General features: G+C 40.0%; 22 protein-coding genes. 6 read left to right on the top strand and 16 right to left on the bottom strand.

The features are described 5' to 3' along the window. Positions 1 to 17 precede the first annotated feature (17 nt). Positions 18 to 827, bottom strand: a complete 810-nt coding sequence (locus HOP08_10205) for an endonuclease/exonuclease/phosphatase family protein (GenBank protein ID NOT75291.1) — start codon at positions 825 to 827, stop codon at positions 18 to 20. 207 nt (positions 828 to 1,034) lie between these two features. On the opposite strand from HOP08_10205, the gene HOP08_10200 reads away from it, so the two are divergent. Together HOP08_10200 and HOP08_10195 are read left to right on the top strand one after the other, a co-directional pair. Further along, positions 1,035 to 1,520 (top strand): sigma-70 family RNA polymerase sigma factor, encoded by a 486-nt coding sequence (locus HOP08_10200; GenBank protein ID NOT75290.1) that lies wholly within the window; start codon positions 1,035 to 1,037, stop codon positions 1,518 to 1,520. A 5-nt stretch (positions 1,521 to 1,525) separates the two neighbouring features. Further along, positions 1,526 to 2,131 carry a hypothetical protein gene (locus HOP08_10195; protein NOT75289.1) on the top strand — a complete coding sequence of 202 codons (606 nt, stop codon included), beginning with the start codon at positions 1,526 to 1,528 and terminating at the stop codon, positions 2,129 to 2,131. Between the two features lie 15 nt (positions 2,132 to 2,146). Here HOP08_10195 and HOP08_10190 read toward each other — a convergent pair whose 3' ends face one another. Both HOP08_10190 and HOP08_10185 read right to left on the bottom strand, forming a co-directional pair. Beyond that, positions 2,147 to 4,750 carry an FtsX-like permease family protein gene (locus HOP08_10190; protein NOT75288.1) on the bottom strand — a complete coding sequence of 868 codons (2,604 nt, stop codon included), beginning with the start codon at positions 4,748 to 4,750 and terminating at the stop codon, positions 2,147 to 2,149. Between the two features lie 2 nt (positions 4,751 to 4,752). After that, positions 4,753 to 5,076: a PadR family transcriptional regulator gene (locus tag HOP08_10185; protein ID NOT75287.1), complete on the bottom strand. Its 324-nt coding sequence runs from the start codon at positions 5,074 to 5,076 to the stop codon at positions 4,753 to 4,755. A 222-nt stretch (positions 5,077 to 5,298) separates the two neighbouring features. Here HOP08_10185 and HOP08_10180 point away from each other — a divergent pair, with 222 nt between their 5' ends. Then, positions 5,299 to 5,724 carry a hypothetical protein gene (locus tag HOP08_10180; protein ID NOT75286.1) on the top strand — a complete coding sequence of 142 codons (426 nt, stop codon included), beginning with the start codon at positions 5,299 to 5,301 and terminating at the stop codon, positions 5,722 to 5,724. A gap of 17 nt (positions 5,725 to 5,741) precedes the next feature. On the opposite strand, the gene HOP08_10175 is transcribed toward HOP08_10180, so the two are convergent. From HOP08_10175 to polA, 3 genes are all read right to left on the bottom strand, one after another. After that, the gene (locus HOP08_10175) at positions 5,742 to 6,176 is read right to left on the bottom strand and encodes a hypothetical protein (protein NOT75285.1); all 435 of its coding nucleotides are present in this window, start codon (positions 6,174 to 6,176) and stop codon (positions 5,742 to 5,744) included. Between the two features lie 92 nt (positions 6,177 to 6,268). Beyond that, entirely contained in the window at positions 6,269 to 6,463 is a 195-nt protein-coding gene (locus HOP08_10170; protein NOT75284.1) for a cold shock domain-containing protein, read from the bottom strand. A 73-nt stretch (positions 6,464 to 6,536) separates the two neighbouring features. Further along, complete coding sequence (polA, locus tag HOP08_10165) at positions 6,537 to 9,284, bottom strand: DNA polymerase I (GenBank protein NOT75283.1); 2,748 nt, start codon at positions 9,282 to 9,284, stop codon at positions 6,537 to 6,539. Between the two features lie 62 nt (positions 9,285 to 9,346). Here polA and HOP08_10160 point away from each other — a divergent pair, with 62 nt between their 5' ends. After that, on the top strand, positions 9,347 to 10,984 hold the full coding sequence (locus tag HOP08_10160) for an AMP-binding protein (protein NOT75282.1): 1,638 nt from the start codon (positions 9,347 to 9,349) through the stop codon (positions 10,982 to 10,984). A gap of 6 nt (positions 10,985 to 10,990) precedes the next feature. On the opposite strand, the gene HOP08_10155 is transcribed toward HOP08_10160, so the two are convergent. The 3 genes from HOP08_10155 to HOP08_10145 form a co-directional block, all read right to left on the bottom strand. Beyond that, positions 10,991 to 11,461, bottom strand: a complete 471-nt coding sequence (locus HOP08_10155; GenBank protein ID NOT75281.1) for a hypothetical protein — start codon at positions 11,459 to 11,461, stop codon at positions 10,991 to 10,993. A gap of 73 nt (positions 11,462 to 11,534) precedes the next feature. Then, positions 11,535 to 12,734, bottom strand: coding sequence for a DUF418 domain-containing protein (locus HOP08_10150; GenBank protein ID NOT75280.1), 1,200 nt, complete (start codon positions 12,732 to 12,734; stop codon positions 11,535 to 11,537). Positions 12,735 to 12,740: 6 nt separating this feature from the next. Beyond that, positions 12,741 to 13,697: a tetratricopeptide repeat protein gene (locus HOP08_10145; protein ID NOT75279.1), complete on the bottom strand. Its 957-nt coding sequence runs from the start codon at positions 13,695 to 13,697 to the stop codon at positions 12,741 to 12,743. 220 nt (positions 13,698 to 13,917) lie between these two features. On the opposite strand from HOP08_10145, the gene HOP08_10140 reads away from it, so the two are divergent. Beyond that, positions 13,918 to 14,460 (top strand): hypothetical protein, encoded by a 543-nt coding sequence (locus HOP08_10140; protein NOT75278.1) that lies wholly within the window; start codon positions 13,918 to 13,920, stop codon positions 14,458 to 14,460. A gap of 72 nt (positions 14,461 to 14,532) precedes the next feature. Next, positions 14,533 to 15,324: a DUF1211 domain-containing protein gene (locus HOP08_10135; protein NOT75277.1), complete on the top strand. Its 792-nt coding sequence runs from the start codon at positions 14,533 to 14,535 to the stop codon at positions 15,322 to 15,324. A gap of 52 nt (positions 15,325 to 15,376) precedes the next feature. On the opposite strand, the gene HOP08_10130 is transcribed toward HOP08_10135, so the two are convergent. The 7 genes from HOP08_10130 to HOP08_10100 form a co-directional block, all read right to left on the bottom strand. After that, positions 15,377 to 15,922, bottom strand: coding sequence for an OmpH family outer membrane protein (locus HOP08_10130; GenBank protein NOT75276.1), 546 nt, complete (start codon positions 15,920 to 15,922; stop codon positions 15,377 to 15,379). A 39-nt stretch (positions 15,923 to 15,961) separates the two neighbouring features. Beyond that, complete coding sequence (locus tag HOP08_10125; protein NOT75275.1) at positions 15,962 to 16,501, bottom strand: OmpH family outer membrane protein; 540 nt, start codon at positions 16,499 to 16,501, stop codon at positions 15,962 to 15,964. 10 nt (positions 16,502 to 16,511) lie between these two features. Next, a complete protein-coding gene (locus tag HOP08_10120; GenBank protein NOT75274.1) occupies positions 16,512 to 17,045 on the bottom strand; it encodes an OmpH family outer membrane protein in 534 nt (177 codons plus the stop codon). A gap of 3 nt (positions 17,046 to 17,048) precedes the next feature. Continuing rightward, a complete protein-coding gene (locus HOP08_10115) occupies positions 17,049 to 19,769 on the bottom strand; it encodes a BamA/TamA family outer membrane protein (protein ID NOT75273.1) in 2,721 nt (906 codons plus the stop codon). Continuing rightward, a complete protein-coding gene (locus tag HOP08_10110; GenBank protein NOT75272.1) occupies positions 19,769 to 20,542 on the bottom strand; it encodes an isoprenyl transferase in 774 nt (257 codons plus the stop codon). The genes HOP08_10115 and HOP08_10110 overlap by 1 nt, the downstream gene beginning before the upstream one ends. Positions 20,543 to 20,620: 78 nt before the next feature. Beyond that, positions 20,621 to 21,328: an outer membrane beta-barrel protein gene (locus HOP08_10105; GenBank protein NOT75271.1), complete on the bottom strand. Its 708-nt coding sequence runs from the start codon at positions 21,326 to 21,328 to the stop codon at positions 20,621 to 20,623. Further along, positions 21,325 to 22,380, bottom strand: coding sequence for a hypothetical protein (locus HOP08_10100; protein NOT75270.1), 1,056 nt, complete (start codon positions 22,378 to 22,380; stop codon positions 21,325 to 21,327). The genes HOP08_10105 and HOP08_10100 overlap by 4 nt, the downstream gene beginning before the upstream one ends. Between the last annotated feature and the right edge of the window lie 69 nt (positions 22,381 to 22,449).

Raw genomic sequence — 22,449 nt, 5'->3', positions numbered from 1 at the left:
GTTATGATTGAATTGCTCTAATTCTTTTCAATAAACTCGAGTTCTGCTATAACTGGTAAATGGTCAGATGGATAATTCTTTCCATCATTGTCTCGAAGTACATAATAGGATTTCACATACGCTTCCTTACTATGGAAGATATAATCGATTGCAACACATTTAGTATTGCTTACCTCAAATCCGCAAAAGGTTGGATGATGATCATCTTCAGGTTTGGAGTCAAGCATCAGTTTGGTTTCTGTCAATACTTTGAAAGCTTCTGTGTCACGTTCCACATTCAAGTCTCCGCTCATGACCAGCACAAGGTTCTTCTTTTTGTAATGGTCAGCAAGAAAATCATTGATCAATATGGCACTGTTTGTTCTGGCCTGTTTACCTACATGATCAAAATGCGTGTTGATGTACAGAATCTCTTTCTTATTGTCCCTATCATAAAGCTCTGTCCAGGTCGCAACACGGGGCAATTGAGCATCCCAGCCTTTGCTTCCTGCGATGTCTGGTGTTTCAGAAAGCCAAAACGTACTGTCTTTTATCACACCGAATCTTGAGTGGCGAACAAGAATTGCAGAGAACTCCCCTTTTTCTTTCCCGTCATCACGACCTACACCATAAGATGTGTAATCCGGAAGCAAAACCAACAACTCCTTCAGCTGATGATCAAGAGCCTCCTGAAGTCCAATGAGATCGGGATTATTCTCTCGGATAATTTTAGCAACTTTTTCCTTACGGTTTGACCACTGATTAATCCCGTCGCCACCATTATCATATCTTATATTATAGCTCATCACCTTGAGTGACTGCGCCTGTAGCCATGATGTAGCTGCCATAAGTAAAATCAGGAAAAAGCTGCACTTACCCATCAGTATATATTAGTTAGAATATTATCAAAGGATTTAAACTCCTGTCTTATGAATTGTTGGGGCAGATTTTACTCAAGGGAGAGGTCTATTCCAAATTTACAGAATATTTACCTTGCTTTCTGTAGTTTTTAATCCCCTTTTGCTACTAATCGTTTATGAATTTGAATAGCAGTTATGTCAGACTCCAGAGATAAGTTTCTCGGCGAGCTGAATCCGAATATCAGGGTCGTTCACAAAATCTGTCGTATCTATTTTAGAGACAAAGATGAACGTGACGATGTGTTTCAGGAAATTATGTATCAATTATGGAAATCCTATGGAAAATTTCAGGGTGAGTCAAAATTCTCCACGTGGATGTATAAAGTTGCCCTGAATACAGCGCTTACTCATATCAGGAAAATCAATAAGATCCCTGAAAAAGAAAAATTAAAGGATGCTTATCATCAAATCTCCGAGATACCGCAAGAGGACAAGGCTGAACTGTTATATGACAGCATCAATACTTTAAATGCGATTGACAAGGCAATTATTTTCCTGTACCTGGAACAAAATAGTTATGATGAGATCGCTGCCATTACAGGACTTACCAAATCAAACGTCAGCGTAAAGATTGTGAGGATAAAAAAAGTGCTTGAGGAAAGGTTAAAACGCATTAAGTAAATTTTATGGAATCATTTGAAAACATTCAGAATATCTGGAACACTGACACAGCGAAAAAAGACTATCAGATTATTATGGATAAAGACTCTCTTGGAAGAACCATTCTGTCCAGAATGAAAAAAGAGAGAAAAATTCTAATGGAGTATTTCTGGGCGTCATTCGCTTATCAGATTCTCATCTATGCTTTCATGTTACACCTTTTTATAAGATTCTGGGGTGATCCGGAGACTATGCTTATAAGTCTGATCACAATCCTGCTGTATTCGCCCTTCACTTTTATTCAATTAAAGAAATTCAAGGCTTTCGTGAATAATCACTCCTCAATGGATCTGTCGGGTAATCTTCAGATGCAATACATGACCCTGTCCGAATTTTTTAAATTCAAAAAAAGATTTGAATTGATAAGTGTTCCTGTGAGTTGCTTTGTTATTGTTTTTATAATATTCCGGTTATCTATGATTGGAAGGCCGGAAGACAATTTAATTGTAGCTGGTTCCCTTTTCTCCATATGGATTCTGCTCTTTGTGATCTCCCTTTTCTTTGAAAACAAGAAACGTTTTAAAGACCCGCTCAATCAATACAAACTCCTGTTAAGGGAAATGGAGAGTTAATCGCATTGATCACTCTCACTCATACTTCAAAGTGTCTGCTGGATTTGTAGCTGCTGTCTTTAATGTTTGAGTGGCGATTGCTCCTAATCCCAGAGCAAGCATAATAAACAGGCTGATTACTACATCAATAGCATCAATGCTTACACGATAATACTGAATGCCTTTCAGCATTTGTTCAAACAAGAACCAGGTTATAGGTACTGCAATCATGGATGCGATCAACATCAGCTTCAAATAATCCTTTGAAAGAAGGAGTGTTATGCTTGCGCTGCTTGCTCCCATTACTTTCCTGATGCCAACTTCCTTGGTTTTTATCTCAGCAGTATAAACTACCATCCCAAGCAATCCGAGACATGAGATTGAAATTGCCAGTAATCCTAAGAAGCCAATAATCTTCAATAAAGTGATATACGTTTCATAGGATTCAGCTATTTCATCTTCAAAGAAGTGTGCCTGAAATTTTTCTTCTGTATCAAATTCCTTCCATGTCGACTCCATGTTCGTCAATGTCGAAAACATATCATTGGAAGAGACCTTGAGATTAGCGTATTTAAATTGATCCTCATTGCAGCGAAAGAAAAATTCCTTTATTGGTAAACGGAGATTAGCATAATTAAAATTCTTTACCACACCAATCACTTCAAGTTCGATGCTGTCAACCTTATAAACCTTGCCCAATGCATCAGATGGATTACTGATGGCATAGTGTTTAAGAAATTCTTCATTTACTATAATGTATCTTTCATACGTCTTATCACTGTCTGTAAAGTTTTTCCCAGCTAACAGCTTTAGTCCAAAATTTGGAATAAATCGACTATCCACAAATATCTGAGCAACTTCTGTAGAATCATCTGATCCCTGCTGATGAACTTCGATTTCAGAATAAGAAATTCCGGGAAGATTTGATGAATAAGAAATATCATTCACGGAAGACATCGATGCAAACTTTGAATTAAAGATATCCGGATCGACATCTGCCAATGTTACATCCAGGATACTCTCCTTTTGGAATCCCATGTCAAAATTCATGGTGTACCGGTATTGCTTAGCGAAGACAACTAAGCCTATGATAAATGAGAATGAAATAACAAACTGAATAATCGTTAATCCTTTTCTGACTTTTGTCCCTGAAAGCAGTTTCATGCTCGCCTGACTTTTCAAAGCCTGAATAGGATTGAGTCTGGAAAAATAAAATGCGGGAATGCCTCCTGCTGCAAAGCCAGTAAAGAGAGCAAAGCCGAAAAAGTATAAAATCATCGAAGGTGTAAGGCTCAAATCAAGATCTGAACCATTTACCATCATCGACTGAAACTCCTTCCGGATCATAACGTAGATCACACAGGCCAAAGCCAAAGCAATCATGGACACGACAACTGTCTCTGTTATAAATTGGAGAAAAATCTGATTCCGTAATCCTCCAAGGGATTTTCTCAATCCAATTTCTTTGGCCCGCCTCATCGCACGCGCGATAGAAATATTGGCATAATTGAAACAGGCAGGCAATAGAATCAGCAAGCCCAGAATCGCAAACACTGTGATTCCAATATAATCCCAGTCACGACCGATTTGTCTGCGTAACTGCGGACCAGGAGCAATGTCGTTCAGCTTCTGAATATCAAAGCTTACATTAATACCGTTGCTTGGGTAAATGTTCTTTGAGACTTTGCTGAGATACTTTTTTAGATCGTCAACAGTTTGTTTTTCATTCAGTGAGAAGTAAACATACTCCTGGGGATAGTCGCTCCATCTTTCTGATCGTAATAATTGTTGATTAGTGATCGTGGAATAAGAAACAAGAACTTCAAATTCAAAGTGAGAATTTTTTGGGGGTTCCCGTAGAATTCCCGTCACCTCTAAATCACCAATTCCTTTTATCTGAACAACCTTACCAAGAGCATTTTCATCACCAAACAGTTTTTCAGCTGAAGCTTCCGTGAGCAACAATTGATTAGGTCTGTTCAAAGCAGTTTCGGAATTTCCAGATGCCAGGGGATAAGTAAAGATTTTAAGAAATTCAGGCTCTGCAAAATATCCACCGAGCGGTATCGCTTTTTCATCAATTACAACTTCACCACTAAAAGACGAATTGATTCGGCTGATTCGTTCTATCGCATTATACTCCTGCTGTATCCTATCCGCAATCGCCACTGGTGCTGTTGCATATTCAAATGTCTCAAGTCCCTCCGTACGATTGGTGATAATCCGATAAATGTTCTTATTGTTGATATGAAAAGAATCATAGCTTGATAAATAAGTTATGAATCCAATGATCAGGAGACTGATCGACATCCCTATTGCGAGTCCTCCAATATTTATAATGGCAAAATATTTTTGCTTCTGAAGATTTCTCAATGCTACAACAAAATAATTCTGCAGCATGGCCATTTGATTGGAAAGGGAATTCTGTGCTTTTATAGTCTTTCTCTTTCGTCTACGAATTGCATAAGAGAAAATAAGTGAGATGACTTGCTTCCAATAGAGAAGTCGTGCTTTTCGTAGTGATTTGTTTTTGATGTTATGATAGAAAAGCTCTTCAAGATCGCCCTGCAAATCTTCAACATTGGCATGCCTGCAATACCAATCAAACAACCACGAGGCAAATTTAGGAGGATGGTTCACGATCAGTATGAGAGTTTAACTTTTGAAAGATTCCAAAGTTCATTTCTCAGATTTTTTGCCTGTGTTAATGCTGCTTTACCGTCTCGCGTTAGTTCATAGTATCTTTTGCTTCTCCCTCCACGTTCGTTGGTAGCGCCTCCGGTCCAGGATTTCAACAACCCACTCTCTTCCAGTCGTGTCATCGTTGAGTGCAGTGCTCCCATGCTTGTTTCACGCTTACTATACAATTCAAGAGCTTCCTTAATAGAAACTCCATAAGCTTCTTCACCCAGTGTGGCGATTGTAAGGAGTACTAGCTCCTCAAATCCTTCGAGATTTGTCTTCATACCTGCAGTTTACGAACACCATGAACTATTTGTTTCATTTTTCAGAAGAAATCAATTTCAGAAACGAAATCATCTCTACTGGCATGATTTTAGAACACATTAGATGCATGAAAGACTTTGCAAAAACAGTGAAAAAAGGGGATTTACGGGTGGTTATGCATCCTGACGAAGTGGCTTTCATTGTCAGAACTCAAACAGATTTTGATGTTTTGATTCCCCCTGATGTTTCATCACGAACGAAATGTTGCAATGAAGGCAGCTGATAGTGTCGAAAAAATCACACAATCCTTTCCGGAATTTCTAATTCCACATCAGCATAAACTCATTGAACTTATATTGGATCATCCCAACACTGAGCTGAAGTGGCATCTCGCTCATTTGGTTACGAGATTTTCTTTAAATGAAAGTGAGTTCAGAATGATCTGGGCGAAGCTCCGATACTGGATTGTAAATCCCAATGAAAGCAAGTTGGTGCGTGTGAATTCCTTGCAAGCCATTTATGATCTGATGAAGAAGTATCCAAACCTTTCACAGCCTTCCGAATTCAAGAATATTGTCCGTTCTGTTGAACAAGAGCACATTCCGTCCATCACGGCCAGGATTAAAAAGCTCAGAAGAGAAGTTCTCGTTGAACGCGGAAAAATCTAGTAAAAATCTAAAAGAACTTACTTTATTTTCAGGAACACCAGTTCTTCTTTCCAGCACTCATCACTTTCAGATTGGCATATAAGTGTGATCTTGTTGCCTGCAATTGTTCCTTTATATCGCAATGGATCTCTGGAGTTACCGATCGCTGATTGCGGAGAAGTGTTCTTTACAGTAAAGAGAGATTTCTCAAACAAAACCCTTTCTCCTATTTCAAATTCGATATTACCATTCGCAAAGAGCCTGATATTGGAAAGGTCAGCTTTGTAAAAGAATATACCATGTCCCTTTCCATCCTCACTTCCGTAATACTTGCCTTTGAGTTTTCCTTCGCCGCTGGTAAGTACGATGTAATGATTTTCAGACGGTTCTTCTGACTTAAACTCATATGTTCCGGTGAACAGTTGCGACTGAGTCCAGAGAAAATTGAATAAGAGGAGAATAATCACTTTCATATTCAATATGTTATAGTGAAGGTAATTATCAATTTCTCCAAATAAAAAGCCCGCTGCGATTTCTCACAACGGGGCTTCTTAACTGAGCGATATTACTTTAACCGAACGTTGACTGCATTCAGTCCTTTCTTTCCTTCTTTCAGTTCAAAAGTTACTGCATCATTTTCTTTTAGTGTGTCTACCAACAATCCTGAGATGTGTACAAAGTACTCGGTACCACTGCCTGTTTCTTTAATGAACCCAAATCCTTTGGCGTCATTGAAGAATTTTACTGTTCCTTCTTTCATTTTATTAAGTATTAAAAATTTAATTCAAAGGTAGGAAAAAAAATATTTCACTTGCTAGGGGTTTTTCAGGGGGTTAATGCGCCTCCAACCAGTTCTTACCCACACCTACCTCTACTTCCATAGGAACATCAAGAATCACAGCAGACTTCATCAACTCAATTACTTTGGGTTTCACAATCGCCTGCTCATCCTTATGAAGATCAAACACCAATTCATCATGCACCTGAAGAATCATCTTACTCTTCAGCTTCTCCTTTTGCAACCACCGATGAATATTGATCATCGCTATTTTTATAATGTCTGCTGCGCTTCCCTGGATAGGTGCATTGATCGCATTTCGTTCTGCAAAACCGCGTGTGGTAATATTTCTTGAATTAATGTCGCGCAAATAGCGACGGCGGCCTAAAATAGTTTCTACGTATTCTTTTTCCCTTGCTTCATTAATCGAATCATCCATATAGCGTTTGATCGCGGAGAATTCCTTAAAGTATGATTCAATGATTTCTGCTGCTTCCGTCCTTGAAATATTCAGATTCTGCGAAAGACCAAAAGCAGTACTTCCGTATAGAATTCCAAAGTTCACCTCCTTTGCCTTACGGCGCATATCTGGTGTGACCTTACTCAATTCAACTTTAAATACTTTGGCAGCCGTAGTGGTATGAATGTCCCGCTTGTTGCGGAATGCTTCAATCATAATCTCGTCCTTTGCAAACGAAGCAGCAATACGTAATTCAATCTGCGAATAATCGGCAGACATAAATAAAAAGTTCTTGTCGCGGGGGACAAATGCACTCCGGATTAATCTTCCCTTCTCTGTGCGAATCGGAATATTCTGCAGATTGGGATTGTTGGAACTTAGTCTTCCTGTTGCAGCGACAGCTTGTCTGAAGTCAGAATGTATTCTTCCATCCGTCTTGCTCACCATTTTTGGCAACGCATCAACGTAAGTAGATCTCAATTTTTCATACTCACGATACTCAAGGATCTTTCTTGCGATCTCATGTTCATCGGCAAGCTTCTGAAGCACATCTTCACCAGTAGCATACTGACCCGTCTTGGTTTTCTTTGCCTTATCAATCAGTTTCATTTTATCAAACAGCACCTCTCCCAATTGCTTGGGTGAACCAATATTAAACTCAGATCTTGCCAGTTTAAAAATGCTTTTCTGAAGTTTGTCAAGATCTGATTTCAGACCATCCGACATCTTCTTCAGTGCCTCCTCATCTACCTTTACTCCCTCCGCTTCCATTGTTGCTAAAGCGCTGACCAATGGCATCTCAACATCTCTTAATAATAATGAGTGGCGTCTTTGTTCGAGTTCACTGATAAGTTTTTTCTTGAGTTGTAGTATCTGATCTGCGCGTTCACACATCAGGTTAATTTCCGAACCTTCGGTTTGTAATTGATATCCGAGGTATTGATTGCAGATGATACCCAAATCATGCGATGCTTCAGGTTCGATCAGATAATGCGCAAGCATCGTATCAAATAAAACACCTTTCATTTCAACACCGTACTTCTTCAATACCAGCACTGAGCTTTTAATATTATGTCCTGATTTTTTTATTTTCTCGTTTTCAAACGCCTCTTTAAAATCTTTAATCTCAACTCCTGATTGACTAACGGGAATCATCCAGGCTTCTCCCGCTACAAATGAGAAAGCAAGATTTGTCAGGATAAAATCAAAATTCGTTTCTTCATCAGTAACTGTTTCTACTGCAAACTCGGTCTGCTCGAGTAATTTTTCAGCCAGTTCCTTTCTTAATTTCGGAGTATCTGCAAGTTTGTACCTGACATTATCTGCGTTGAGATTCTTTGTTTCCGTTTCTACTGCGGCAGCTGGAGCTCCACCAAACATGGAGAGTTGCTGTGAGCCAGAAGATGGTGCTGCTGCAGCAACTGTTGGCGCAGAAGTCGATGCGACACCTCCGGGTTGAGTGTTTGCTGAGAACACTCGTGGAATCATAGTTTTAAATTCAAGATCCTCCAGAATAGGCTTAAGCATATCCGCATTTGGACCTGTGTATCTAAGATTCTCCTCATGAAACTCTACCGGAACATCCAGAATAATCGTTGCCAGTTTTTTTGAAAGGATTGCCTGTTCACCAAATTGCTCAACCCGCTCCTTTAATTTTCCCTTCAACTCACCAACATTCTTAATTATATTTTCAATCGTTCCATACTTCTTGATCAGATCTGCTGCAGTCTTTGGTCCAACACCAGGAATTCCAGGAATATTATCAGAAGTATCTCCCTGCAGGCCGAGGATTTCTATAACCTGTGAAACATTGTCAATGTCCCACTTCTCACAAACTTCTTTCATCCCCATGATGTCAACTGAGTTGCCCATATAAGCAGGCTTGTAGAGAAAAACATTTTCTTTCACAAGCTGTCCAAAGTCTTTATCAGGCGTCATCATGAATACCTGGAAGCCTTGGGTGGCAGCCTGAGTAGCCAGTGTTCCGATAACATCATCTGCTTCGTACCCATCCATTTCGAGAATTGGAATATTGAAACCCTTTATGATTTCTTTACACTTTGGAATTCCTGATCGTATGTCTTCCGGAGTCTCCTGCCTGTTTGCTTTGTACTCTTTAAATATCTCATCACGAAAGGTCTTGGCTTTCGTATCGAAGGCAACGCCAATATGTGTTGGCTTTTGTTTTTGAAGCACTTCCAACAATGTGTTGGTAAATCCAAACGGAACCGAAGTGTTTATTCCTTTAGAATTAATGCGTGGATTTTTGGTAAAGGCGAAGTGAGCACGATAGATCAGCGCGTACGCATCCAGGAGAAACAGCTTTTTTGGGGTAGATGACATTATTAATCGCTTTTAGGAAATTCAAGCGATTAAAATTAACATTAACATTCAGAAGATCATTCATGAATTCCAATCCACTTGAGAAATTCTATCATTGGGAGAGAACAACGCCTGACAATCTTTTCCTAAGGCAACCCATCGATGGTCAATGGCATGAATATTCTTTCGCGAAAGCGGGAAATGAGATCAGGAGGATCGCAGCAAGCTTAAAGGCAATGAATCTTCTTCCGGGAAGCAATGTCGCCATTCTCTCGAAAAATTGCGCCCACTGGATAATGGCGGATCTTGCTATATGGATGGCGGGCCATATTTCTGTACCTATCTATCCCTCTCTTTCTGCTTCAGCTGTGAATTACGTTCTCGAGCATAGCGAAGCCAAGGTGGTTTTTGTTGGCAAGCTTGATGATTATCCCAAACAGCGTCCCGGAATTCCTGAATCCATTAAGAAAATTTCATTCCCAGTCTATGGGCCGGGTGAAGGTATGCTTTGGGAAGAGTTGATAACACAACCAGCTATGACGGAAAGCACTCTTCCTTCTTCAGATAAACTCGCAACGATTATTTATTCTTCCGGAACAACCGGAACGCCGAAGGGAGTGATGTTAACTTTTGGAGCGATGGATTTTTTCGGTAAATCTGCTATCAAAAGTTTTGGTGTTGATAAAGCCTATCCTTTCTTCTCTTATCTTCCATTGGCACACATTGCTGAACGGGCGTATATAGAAATAGCGGTTCTATATTCTGGAAGTAATATCGCTTTCGCTGAATCATTGGAGAAGTTTCCACAAAATCTTAGTGAGGTGAAACCCGTTATGTTTGGTGGGGTCCCAAGGATCTATGCAAAATTTCAGGAGGGTATTCTTGGCAAACTTCCCCAAAAGAAACTGAATATAATTCTATCCATTCCCATCATCAATGGACTGATGAAGAATTTCATTCAGAAAAAACTTGGGCTGAATCGTGCAAAAAAAATAGTTTGTGGTGCGGCACCAATACCAATTTCGTTACTAAAGTGGTATCAAACGATCGGAATTAACATTCATGAGGTATATGGTATGACTGAAAACTGTGGCTATTCACACGGCGATCATGGTGAGCATTTAAAATACGGCACAGTAGGCCGCGCATGGGAAGGTGTTGAATGTAAATTCAGTGATGAAGGAGAGATCCTGATGAAACATGGTGCATTATTGACTGGCTATTATAAAGATCCCGAAACTACTGCATCTGTTTTTACAACCGGTGGATTTTTCAGAACAGGAGATAAAGGAATGGTTGATCAGAATGGATTTCTTACCATTACCGGAAGACTGAAAGATCAGTTCAAGACAGATAAAGGAAAATTTATTGCTCCTGCTGCTATTGAAATGAAGTTATTGGCAAATCCCTATGTCGAGCAGGTGTGCGTGGTTGGAAGTGGAGTGCCGCAGCCCATCGCTTTGATCACGCTATCCGCTATCGGAAAAATAAAAACAAAAGAAGAGCTTACTGAAAGTCTTGAAGTCACTCTTAAGCAAACCAATACCGTACTTGAATCTTTCGAGCGATTGGCAAAAGCCGTTATCATGAAACAAGAGTGGACGATTGATAACGGATTACTCACCCCTACTTTAAAAGTTAAGCGAAACGAAGTAGAAAAAATTCATCTGCCCATGTATCCTGCCTGGTATAAAATGGATGGGACGATTCTGTGGGAATAGTATCCGCTAATCCTTCCACTGTCCCCTGATCACACGATCATAAGTAATCAGATCTGTATTAACAGGTTCAAATCCTTTTTGACGTAACAGCATTGCAATTTGGGCACGGTGATAGCTCGAGTGATTCACCAAATGAATCATGATCGTCTCTACGTTATTCGTGTAGTGATCCCCTACATAGTTTGTGTAGGTAAGTTCTCTGTTAAAATCTTCCGTTGATTCAACAAATTCAAGCCATTGCTTGCCTGCATCCTCTGCCAGTTTGATGAGTTGAGGAAGCGTGTAAGTTCCCCAAAGCTTGACGTCAGGCGGTGCAAGTCCTTTAATGCGATGCAGCCACAAAAACTGAGCTGCGACAATGTGACCCATTAAAGAAAAAATCTTCTCATCATTAACATTCTGGCGCTGAATGCAATTAAGGACTCGTTGATTTGACCAGGCGTTATACTGATAAAGCTTTAAAAAATATGATTTCATATGGCGATTCTGAATCCAAAGGTCGCTGACGCCAATCAAAATGCAATGAAAATTCCCGTGATTACGAATATGATTATTTTCTGAAAGACTGGATTTTCAGATATGTCAGGCTTCTCCAAAGCCACTCAACCGGACCGTAATGAAATCTTTTCAGCCAATAATTGCTAAATGCAATTTGCAGTATGAAAACGACGATGGCTATGCCCGCGCAGGCGGTCGTTCCGATTTCACCTAAAAGACTAAAACCAATTGAAAAGAAGAGGATTATTCCAATCAAAGTTTGCATCAGGTAAGTTGTAAGTCCCATTCGTCCAACGGCATAAAAATTCATCAGCCTCTTGTTCCACTTTTCCTTTTGAAAGAGCGTGACAATCAGTCCAACATAGATTGCTGCGAGTGCAGCATTGAAAAAATCAACTATTGCTCCACCTATCAGCCATTGCGCTGGCATCTTCAGCTCTATACCCAAGGCTTGCGTTCCTCCAAAGAATGCCAGCGCGAATATGACGCAGCCCAACATTGCCCAAAGACTATAGCGAATGAGTTTCTTAAAGAATAATGTGTCCTGAAAAATGTTCTTTCTGCCAACATAGAGTCCCAATAAAAATAATCCCAGGGTGATGTAAGCTCTTCCTGACTCCATCTGGAAATCATACTTGCCCTTAAGCTCATAGAAGTTTGCTTTGAGAATTTCCAGATATGATCCGGATTTCAAAGTTGAGTAATATGCTTCGAGTGTACTCTGATCAGCATTAAAAAATGAAGAAGATGATGATTCAGGATTAATAAGTGCTACTGTCCTTACCAATATGGAGGGAACATTGAAAACCAATAAAAATGCTACAATCAATAGAATCTTATCCGGTAGCTTGTAACAGATCAGTAAGATCAATCCAAGAACAGCATAGATTGTCAGGATGTCACCGCGGTAATGCAATGAATGGATAAGACCTATGCCAAACAAAACTAAAAGTCTCCATGCAAATCTGATCACAAAAGATCCTTGTTGTTCACTTCTGTGAAATTGAATAAAGAAGCTCAATCCAAACAGGAAGGAGAAAATCATAAAAAATTTTCCAGAGATCAGAAGACCAATTATAAATGATACAATCTGATCCGAGACTATATGATTTGTAAAGTTCTCATGTGACTTGGGTGCCTGGCCTGCATAATACTGTTCTGTAAAGTGTACGAGTATAATGCCGAGCAATGTAAACCCGCGCAATACATCAATAACTGCAATGCGATCGGCTTTCTTTACAGATATTTCCATTCAATTCTATTTCGATGTTCGTTGAAGGCCATCCTGAGCATCCTTTAAAGTAGCATCACCTTTTAATGCCGTTTCATAATATTTCTTCGCCTCTGCTTTGTTTCCTTTTTTCTCTATGATCTGTCCCATGCGCATGTTGGCTGCTGCTATTGATGGCTCATTTTGTTTAGGTGTATAGGTCATGTATTTTTTCAAATACTCTTCTCCACGATCAAGTCGTTGATTCGATAATGCACTCAATCTTCCATATTGATAGATGGCAGCATAATCATCCGGGTTCTGCTTTATTTTTTCTTCATACAAGGAGAAGGCTTTGTCGTATTGCTTTTGATTAAGGTAGAAGTTAGCAAGTCCCGTAACATAAAGCGGATCGATCTTTACCATTTCAATAAATTCTTTTTCAGCTTGAGGAATCTTCTTCTCTGAAACCAGAATATTGCCCATCTGAAGATGACCTTGGGCAGGATTCAGTTTCATAATCTGATTCGCCATCTCTTTTGCCTTATCAAAGCTGCCGCCCATAAACCCCGGTGCCTGGGTATAATATTGTATCAGGGAGCTGCGTGCATCAATATTTTTAGAGTCGAGCGTAATGGCCTTCTCCCATGCATTTCTCATTTTCGGTGCAAGGATTCCTTGCCTCATCACATTGGCATCGCGGGCAATATTTCCATACGCGTTTCCAAGCCAGGTGAAATATTCTGCCTTCGTTTGATCTTCATCAGAAGCTTCTGAAAAGTAATCAGCAGCATCGTCGTACTCTTTCTTATCAAAAGCAACACGGCCTAAATAATACTGAGCTGCCGGGTAATCTTTCTCATCATCATCGACAGGTTTTAAGAGTTGAATCACCTCTGCAAATTTCTTTGCCTCATAAAGTTTTTTCGCCTGATCAACTCTGGGGGTCTGACCTGGAAGGTGAAAGCAAATCAGACAGAAAATGATAACGATTCCTATTTTCATGAGACTGGTTTATACGATAAGACTGAGCATATCAATCAAACGTTGCTTTAAATGAAAGGTTGGCCCTTCCTTTGCTTGTTAAATTAACAATTACCCACTCAATTGTTGATTCTTCATGAATATTAAACCTCGGTTTTTTTCGTTGAGTAACAGGATCTCCTGCCGGACTGACGACCAGCGTTCATGCTTTTATGTAAATTGAACTATCAAATTCTAACTTATGAAATCCCTATTTCTGATCGCCTTCTTCGTGATGATTGTAGATTGTTCAACCGCACAGGTGATTGGAAAAACATTTCCCCTCATGGAAACTCAAACCGTTGATGATAAAAAGGTTGTGTTGCCGGCTGATGTGAAGGGAAAATATACACTGCTTGGACTTGCGTACTCCAAGAAATCAGAAGACGAGCTTAACACATGGTTCGAACCCGTTTTCTCAAAATTTGTGCAGAAGGCTACCGGGCTCATGGCCGGAATGGGTTACGATGTTAATGTTTACTTCGTGCCCATGTTCACTGGGATAAACGCCGCCGCCACTGGAACCGCAAAGCGAAAGGCTTCTAAAAACATGGATCCTCAGTTGCTACCGTACATACTTTTCTATAAAGGAGAACTCAAAACTTATAAAGAAGCGCTTGACTTTGAAAAGAAAGACATTCCATACTTCTTTGTTCTTGATCCTAACGGCAAGATTGTATACGCAACTTCTGGTTCCTTTTCAGAAGACAAGATGGATAAAGTAGAAGAGTCCATTGAGCAATAAAATCACTGAGGTCTTTTTCAATTTTAGAAATTCAACTTAAAAATCCGTAGGTTAGAGAAACAAATAGCTCTAATGTTCCGCGAGTCCTTCAAAAAACATTACATCGGATTAAATCAGGAGTTTCGTTTTCGTGGTGAAGAGCCAGGAAGATTAGAAAATTTCAGTGATGCAATCTTTGCCCTTGCCATCACCCTGCTTCTCATTTCAACTTCTCCACCTACCAATTTTGAACAGATCAAAAGGTTTACGTTTGACCTGATTCCTTTTCTTTTGTGCATTGCATTGATCGTATCGATCTGGCACGAACATTTCACTTTCTTTTATCGCTACGGTTTGCGAAATGGCAGGATCATTTTCCTGAATACTCTGTTTCTGATCATCGTGTTATTCTATGTTTACCCGCTGAAGTTTCTTTCAAAACTTATTTTGATTCCAATCTCCATTCTTATCGGCAATGAAAAACTGAAAAGTGAGTTCGATGGAATTATGAAATCCGAAGATATCGGCGATCTGATGATCATTTATGGAATTGGTGCTGCAAGCATATCACTTGTTCTCATGATGATGTATCGATATGCTCTGAAAAAATCAGATGAACTTGAACTCAATGAAATTGAGCGTTTTGATACTAAAGTAAGCGCGAGATCCAATTTCCTGATGGCCATTATTCCTTTAGTTTCCGTTGTAGTTGCCTTTATTTTCAGAGGTACCTGGTTGGCCGGTTTTCTGGGTGGGATGACTTACTTCTTATACACTCCTGTGATGTCTATACACGGAAGGAGTACTGATAAAAAAAGAAAGAAGCTTCTTTTGGCTCATGCAACTCCATCTATTGAAGAGCCAGCGCCTTCATTAAAGGAGTAAAGACAAAAAAAAACCCGACCATATAGATCGGGTTTTTCATGTACAATGTTTTTTACTTCGGTGTCACCGCTGTTGACGGGGCAGGGGTAATTCCCAATTTCTTTAATACAAGCAAAGAGATATCAAACTTTTCATCACTGTAAAGAAGGATATCACCGCCTTGTGGCATTTGAGGTGCAAAAATAAATGAGTAACCATTTTCCTTGGCAGCATCTTCAATTGCCTTTCCTACTTTAGTATAGATCGGGGCCATCAGAGTTGTTTGTTTCTTCTGCAAGGATGTTTGTGCATCCTGTTGAAACTTCTGGATGTTCTCCTGGAGTTGAGTCAATTCTGTTTCCTTATCCTTGCGGACTGCATCAAGCATGGTAGCTGCTGTTGACTGATATGTTTTCAATTTTGCTTCGTACTCAGAATACTTAGCCTTCAACTGAGCTTCAAGTTGTGTGCCGTGAGTTTTTAATTCATTGTCAATTTGTTTTGACTCGGGCATCTGGCTAAAGATATATTCCCAGTCGGCATACCCTATCTTTTGTGCCGTCTGCGCGAATGCTACAGACGAGAACAGGGTCAATAAAAGAATAAATGCAGTTCTCATGTTCGGTTTTAATTTATTTGGGTATTCTGTTTTTTAAAATTATTTAGTTGCTGCGGTAGTGGTTGGCAAAATGCCAAATTTCTTTAAGACAAGAGGTGAGATGTCATACTTTTCATCACTGTAGAGAAGAATGTCTTCACCACCAAGTGATTTTGCTGTGAACACAAACGTAAAGCCATGCTCCTTTGAAACCTCTTTTATCGCTTTAGAAATTTTAACAAACACAGGCTCCATTAAATCATTTTGTTTCTTTTGCATAGAGGTCTGAGCATCCTGTTGAAACTTCTGAATATTCTGCTGCATTTGAGTAAGTTCTGCTTCTTTGTCCTGACGAACAGCATCTAACATGGTTGCGCCTCCAGCCTGATATGCTTTGTACTTTGCCTCATACTCTTTGTACTTAGCATCGAGCTGCGCCTTCAGTTGATCACTGTGGATCTTCAGGTTATTTTCAATTTGCTTCGTTTCCGGCATTTTTAACAGAATGGTTTCCCAATCAGCAAAACCGTATTTCGCTTCGGTTTGAGCAAATGTTACCGTAGAAATGAACGCAAAAAAAACAAAAGCAAAAATTCTCATATAACGTTTATTACTTAATTCTATCATTCGGATCACCTAATCCAAGTTCTTCCAAAACAAAGTCTGTATAATCATGACGAGGGTCAGTATAGATCATTACAAGCTCACCTGATTTATCGAAGATGATCGCCAAACGATTTTGTTTCGCGACTTTCTCAACTGCATCAAATACTTTATCCTGCAAAGGTTTAACCAATTCCTGTTTTTTCAAAAACAATAGACCACCAAACCCAAAAACTTTACGCTGATATTCTTTCAAATCAGCTTCTTTTTTATGAATCGCCTCAAGACGCTCAGCCTTCATCTCGTCTGTCAAAAGCACTTCCTCTGCTTTCAATGAAGAATAAAGAGCTTCCACATTCTTCGACATGTCTTCAACTTCCTTTTGCCACCCGCTTGAAAGCTGATCAATCTCACTTTGAGCTTTCGCATACTCCGGCATTTTACTCAGAATGAAGTTTGTGTCGATGTATCCGAACTTCTGTGCTTCGGCAAAATTCAGGCCGAATAATAGAATTACTGCTACTGTTGCGAAAACCTTCATTTTTTAACGGATTTGTTGACCAATTGTGAAATGGAATTGAGATCCGCTGATATCCGTTGCGTTTTTAATCTTGTCAAACCCGTAAGCCCAGTTTAGTCCTATGAGTCCAAAGGCTGGCATAAAGATGCGTGCTCCGAAACCTGCTGATCGATAGGAATTAAACGGATTAAATTCATAGAAATTATCCCAGTTGTTTCCTGCTTCTCCAAACACGAAAGTATATATCGTGGCAGACTGACTGGTAGAAATTGGATATCTTAATTCCATTACGAATTTGTCGTAAACAATTCCTCCTTCAATGGTAGTAGCCGAATTTCCATTTCGCAACGCATACAATGGCGGAGTGATAAGATTATCAGCATAACCTCTCAGACCTACGATTTCCTGCCCTAATACATATGAGTTGAATCCTCCGGCAAGACCGGCACCACCCATGAAGAATCTTTCAAACGGTCCTTGTGGCAATTTTGAATTATATCTTCCAATGAAGCCCATGTGCGCCCTCGCCTCCATGACAAGACTTCTTCCGTTAGGTTTTTGACTTCCCAGAAGCTTTACATAAAATTTGGAGTCAAACATCCATTTATGAAGCTCGAGCCATTTGTAACGCTCATTAATGTCCTTTACATAATTATCATTTCTGAACAATGAATACGGTGGCGTCAACGAAACACTCAATCTGATTTCTGAACCAGATGTTGGGAACATTGGATTATCAATACTGGTTCTCGCAAGTGTTGTATTAAACGTTAAACTATTGGTTTGCCCCACAGCCGGCAATGATGTCGATCCGTATAAATAGTTGTTGTAGTTATAAACGAGGAACGAAACCGAGTTTGTAAGAGAGAAATAATTATCCGGCCATTCAAGACGACGCCCCAATGAAAGTGTTATTCCACTTTGCTTCAATGAGAAGTCATCTGTGAATTGATAGTTGCTATTCGGTCTTCTTGAGATCGAATGAGAAAGACTTACCGTAAAGGAATTAGGTCTTGAACCTCCTAACCATGGCTCAGTGAATGAGAGTGAATAGCTCTGGAACGAAGCACCATTCGCCTGTGCCTGAAGTGAAAGTTTCTGCCCATCTCCAACTGGCAGTGGTTTCCATTTTTCAAAATGTCCAACGTTGCGCATAGAGAAGTTGTTGAACGTAAGTCCAACCGTTCCTACAAAACCATAGTATCCGCCCCAACCACCAGAAAGTTGTACCTGGTCATTGGATTGCTCTTCTACTTTCCATTCAATATCAACAGTTCCATTTGCCTGATTAGGTCTGATGTCCTGTTCAATTTTCTGAGGATTGAAATATCCCATGGAAGACAACAACTGTTGTGTTCTTATGATGTCTGATCTTCTGAATTTTTGCCCTGGGATAGTGCTTAACTCACGACGGATTACGTGATCACTGGTACGTTCATTTCCACTGATGATCACACGATCAATGATCGCCTGCTCTCCTTCAAAGATTCTCATTTCAAGATCAATCGAATCTCCGACGATGGCAACTTCAACAGCATTTACGCGGAAGAACAAATAACCATCATCCATATAAAGTCCACTGATGTCAGCCCCCTTCGGATTGAATGAGGTTTTCCTGTCAATCATTTCTTTGTTGTAAACATCTCCCTTCTTGATATCAAGGATCTTATTTAATGTAGATGCCGGGTGAAGATAATTCCCTGTCCAGAATATGTTTCTGAAATAGTATTTCCTTCCTTCTGACAGTTTAAATATTATATCAATACTGTTTTTATTATGCCTTACGATTGTATCTGAGAGGATTTCTGCATCACGATAACCTTGAGTGTTGTAGTAATCTATCATCTTTTTCTTATCCTCATCGAAATCAGAACGGATAAACTTTGATGACGCGAAGATGTTAGGTTTTACATTCTGTTGAATAAAGCCCTTTACATCCTTGAATCCAACTTTACGGCTTGAGTCAAGCGCCGCACGATATTCACGTGGGTGTGTATTGAGAACGGCGGCCAACAAAGCACGATGAAGAGAGAAGCGCGCATGTTCGTGCGTCTTTTTCAACTTCTTTTTTAAAGTTCCGTCCTGGACTTCGTTATTGCCTTCAAAAATTATCTGATTGATTCTCACTTTAGTCTTAAGATCAACTCCGATCCTTAATCTTACTCCTCCACGATTAAGTGTATCCTGTTCCTGATTGATCTTTACTTCAGTGTTAAGAAAGCCCTTCTTTGCGAAATATTTCTTCACCGTTAATTCCGTATTGCGAACAACGGCGTCATTGACAATCTTTCCTTTAATAAGTTTTAGATCATCTTTCAGAGATGCCTGCTTTGCTTTTGATATCCCAGTGAAATAGAAATCGGTAAGTCGTGGTCGCTCTGCAAGTGTTATAAGAAGGTATGCATTCTGACCTTCGATCCTGTCAACAGTGATCGAGATATCACCAACAAGTCCCATCTTCCACATCTTGCGAATGGCAGTGGCAATCTGATCTCCAGGAATCTTAATCTTATCACCAATCTTCAATCCGGTCAATGAGATCATTGCATTTTTATCAAGAACATTAAGTCCCGTGATATCAATGCCTGCAATAATAAATTCAGATGGATTAGAATAGTTAAACGCTGCTGCATCGGGTTTCGCTGCTTCAGCAGGTGCATCCGTTTTATCACGACCTCTCCGGAACTGCGCTTCAGTTGAAAAACCGCATACCACCAGCAAACACAAAATAAAAATCCTTCTCATCAGGTATTCGGTTCTAATACTTTTCCAAATCTGCGTTCACGATGTTGATAGGAATAGATGGCCTCATATAAATCTTCCTTTCTGAAATCGGGCCACAACGTTCCGGTAATATATAATTCAGTGTAAGCGATCTGCCAGAGTAAAAAATTACTAACCCTAAGTTCTCCACTGGTACGAATCAGTAGTTCAGGATCAGGAACATTTGCTGTTTCCAAAAGGCCGGAGAACATTTTTTCATCAATGTCTTCAGGATGCAATTGACCACGCTGTGCTTCTGCAGCGAGTTTCCTGGCTGCTTTTAAAATCTCCCATCTTCCACTGTAATTCAAGGCCAGTAAAACTGTGAGTCCTGTATTGTTCTTCGTTGTCTCTTTTGCTTCCTCCAGATTTTTCTGACACGCCTTTGGCAAGTGAGAGATGTCACCAATCGTTTGAAGCCTCACACGGTTCTCCATCAGATTATTGATCTCTTTTTTTATGGTATTTACCAACAGCTCCATCAATCCGTCTACCTCTTCTTTTGGCCGACCCCAATTTTCGGTGCTGAAGGCATACAATGTCAGGTATTTAACACCTAATTCTCCGCACCCCTCAGTAACGTCTGTGACTGCCTGAATCGCATTTCTATGACCGAAAATACGGGCAGCACCCTTTTTCTTAGCCCAGCGCCCGTTGCCATCCATGATGATAGCAATGTGCTGAGGCATGTTAGCCGGATCAATTTTGTCTTTTAAAGAAGCCACAAGGGCGCAAAAGTAGCCTATTTCCGACATTTAAACACTATCAACTAGCTGACAAACGGTGACTTACCTAGATGGAATTAACTTAAAAATAGTTGTCTCGATGATCCCCTATCGGTAGGGATTCGTTGGGCAGGGAATGTCGTAAAAGGTGCGGGTGATGGTAAAACCAATGAAATAGTAGGTATCAGTATCAAATTTATTTCCGTACTGATAATTTTTAGAGCTGATATCTGCATCAGAAACATTGTCCAGATAGTCAAAAAAGGTCTTTCTGACCCCAAATTCAAGGGAGAGATAGTATTTTGGGTTAAGGACATATTTCATCCCTCCACCAAAAGGTATGGACATCTGCACATTGCTGTACTCTGCTGTTTTTGATGGAACTCCGGAAATGTTGAACAAGGCCAGGCCTGCAAAAAGGTAGGGTGTATATCTCAATCTTCGTTTGGTATCTCTCCAATCAAGAAAGTGATATTCATAAACGCCTGATAGTTCTGATAGGAAAACATCGAAGGATGCATTTCTTTTTGTTGCAAAAGCATCAATGGGAGCACTTTTGTCATCTGCTTTAAGATTTCCCGCTGTCAGTGATGCCCGAAAACTTACAACTTTACTTATGTTGGATCGATAGAAGATCGTTGCGGCAGGTTGAGAAAAAGAAAAATTGTAAGACCGTACTAAATCGCCGGTATAGTTAAAGGTGCCAACACCAATCCCTACTTCAGAGCGCTGAGTAATCTGTGCAGCACCTGTTGAGATGTTGAAAATGATGAGAAGACCAACAAAAAGACTGGAAGGCTTTTCCAGTAGCATCATCTGAATTTTGCTCGGTGAAACGATGGACTTATAACGTAGGAAAGCTGAATTCTTGTGACCATGTAGATATCATTTTCATTCTTTCCTCCTCTTTTATTCGTTGGGTACTCGCTTCCATAGCCTGCTTCCGTTACGATTCCATTGTTTCCGACTTCAGCTGTTGGATGAAGAGGCATCCCTGGAAGTTCGTTTGTGCGGTATGACATTGCCTGAGCAAGAGGACTATTAAGTCTTCCAAGGTCAACATAATTAGCACTTACATCGTCCAGGTAATCGGTAAATGTGTAGCGGAATCCAATGTCAGCAGACAAGTCCAAAACCTCGTTTAAACGAAATCTTGCGCCAATTCCGAAGGGAATCGCAGCTTGAAAGAGTGAGTATGGCTTGATGCCATAATTGGCATCTGTAGCATTCAGAGTAGAATATTGTCCTTCTGTTCCTAGGTCACGTAAGTCAACATACTGACCTGCTTGTGGCAATGCAGCACCATAGAGATCTCTTGCCGGAGCAATAGCTTGTGGATTGTGAAGGAAGGCGGCGAATCCAAGATATACATATGGTGTCCACTTCACACGACTCATATAAGTACCTTGATTGTCGAACAAGTCTACAATTGCAACAACAGATAATTCCTTGATCTGATTACGGAATGAAAGATTACGATTGTATCGGTAAGCGCCGCTGGTAGGATCAACCTTGCTTGCAGATTCTGAATCAGAACCCTTCAAAGTTCCAAACATGAATTGAGCCTGAACCGCCCATCTTGGACCAAAACGACGAGTATACGAAATACCAATACCAGGAGAAGTAAATGAAATATCTGTGCTGATTCTTCCTGGAGAAGGAGAAAGGTCTCCATAATAATTCAAGGCATTGACAGAGATTGCAATTGAATTATAAATCTTTTGGCCACCAAAGCCGGTTTTAGCTCCACGATAAGAAGCTATTCTCTTATTTGTCTTCTTGATGCCTTTCCTGTTAAACTGGGCATAGGAATCGCTCACGCCTATCATCAGCAGGAAACAAATCAGCACAAACCACAACTTTCTCATACTGAAAGACTTTTGAAGAATAGCAAAGGTATAAAATTAAATACTCTCTCCACAGGATTCATCCCTCAA

It is taken from the genome of Cyclobacteriaceae bacterium, assembly GCA_013141055.1.
Lineage (GTDB): Bacteria > Bacteroidota > Bacteroidia > Cytophagales > Cyclobacteriaceae > ELB16-189.
Note: the sequence above shows the minus strand (reverse complement) of the source record. Positions and strands in the feature narration are given on the sequence as shown.

Coding starts and splice junctions, on each gene's coding strand:
- HOP08_10205 (NOT75291.1), bottom strand. CDS start 827: ATGGCAGCTACATCATGGCTACAGGCGCAGTCACTCAAGGTGATGAGC.
- HOP08_10200 (NOT75290.1), top strand. CDS start 1,035: ATGTCAGACTCCAGAGATAAGTTTCTCGGCGAGCTGAATCCGAATATC.
- HOP08_10195 (NOT75289.1), top strand. CDS start 1,526: ATGGAATCATTTGAAAACATTCAGAATATCTGGAACACTGACACAGCG.
- HOP08_10185 (NOT75287.1), bottom strand. CDS start 5,076: ATGAAGACAAATCTCGAAGGATTTGAGGAGCTAGTACTCCTTACAATC.
- HOP08_10180 (NOT75286.1), top strand. CDS start 5,299: ATGTTTCATCACGAACGAAATGTTGCAATGAAGGCAGCTGATAGTGTC.
- HOP08_10175 (NOT75285.1), bottom strand. CDS start 6,176: ATGAAAGTGATTATTCTCCTCTTATTCAATTTTCTCTGGACTCAGTCG.
- HOP08_10170 (NOT75284.1), bottom strand. CDS start 6,463: ATGAAAGAAGGAACAGTAAAATTCTTCAATGACGCCAAAGGATTTGGG.
- polA (NOT75283.1), bottom strand. CDS start 9,284: ATGTCATCTACCCCAAAAAAGCTGTTTCTCCTGGATGCGTACGCGCTG.
- HOP08_10160 (NOT75282.1), top strand. CDS start 9,347: ATGAATTCCAATCCACTTGAGAAATTCTATCATTGGGAGAGAACAACG.
- HOP08_10155 (NOT75281.1), bottom strand. CDS start 11,461: ATGAAATCATATTTTTTAAAGCTTTATCAGTATAACGCCTGGTCAAAT.
- HOP08_10150 (NOT75280.1), bottom strand. CDS start 12,734: ATGGAAATATCTGTAAAGAAAGCCGATCGCATTGCAGTTATTGATGTA.
- HOP08_10145 (NOT75279.1), bottom strand. CDS start 13,697: ATGAAAATAGGAATCGTTATCATTTTCTGTCTGATTTGCTTTCACCTT.
- HOP08_10140 (NOT75278.1), top strand. CDS start 13,918: ATGAAATCCCTATTTCTGATCGCCTTCTTCGTGATGATTGTAGATTGT.
- HOP08_10135 (NOT75277.1), top strand. CDS start 14,533: ATGTTCCGCGAGTCCTTCAAAAAACATTACATCGGATTAAATCAGGAG.
- HOP08_10130 (NOT75276.1), bottom strand. CDS start 15,922: ATGAGAACTGCATTTATTCTTTTATTGACCCTGTTCTCGTCTGTAGCA.
- HOP08_10125 (NOT75275.1), bottom strand. CDS start 16,501: ATGAGAATTTTTGCTTTTGTTTTTTTTGCGTTCATTTCTACGGTAACA.
- HOP08_10120 (NOT75274.1), bottom strand. CDS start 17,045: ATGAAGGTTTTCGCAACAGTAGCAGTAATTCTATTATTCGGCCTGAAT.
- HOP08_10115 (NOT75273.1), bottom strand. CDS start 19,769: ATGAGAAGGATTTTTATTTTGTGTTTGCTGGTGGTATGCGGTTTTTCA.
- HOP08_10110 (NOT75272.1), bottom strand. CDS start 20,542: ATGTCGGAAATAGGCTACTTTTGCGCCCTTGTGGCTTCTTTAAAAGAC.
- HOP08_10105 (NOT75271.1), bottom strand. CDS start 21,328: ATGATGCTACTGGAAAAGCCTTCCAGTCTTTTTGTTGGTCTTCTCATC.
- HOP08_10100 (NOT75270.1), bottom strand. CDS start 22,380: ATGAGAAAGTTGTGGTTTGTGCTGATTTGTTTCCTGCTGATGATAGGC.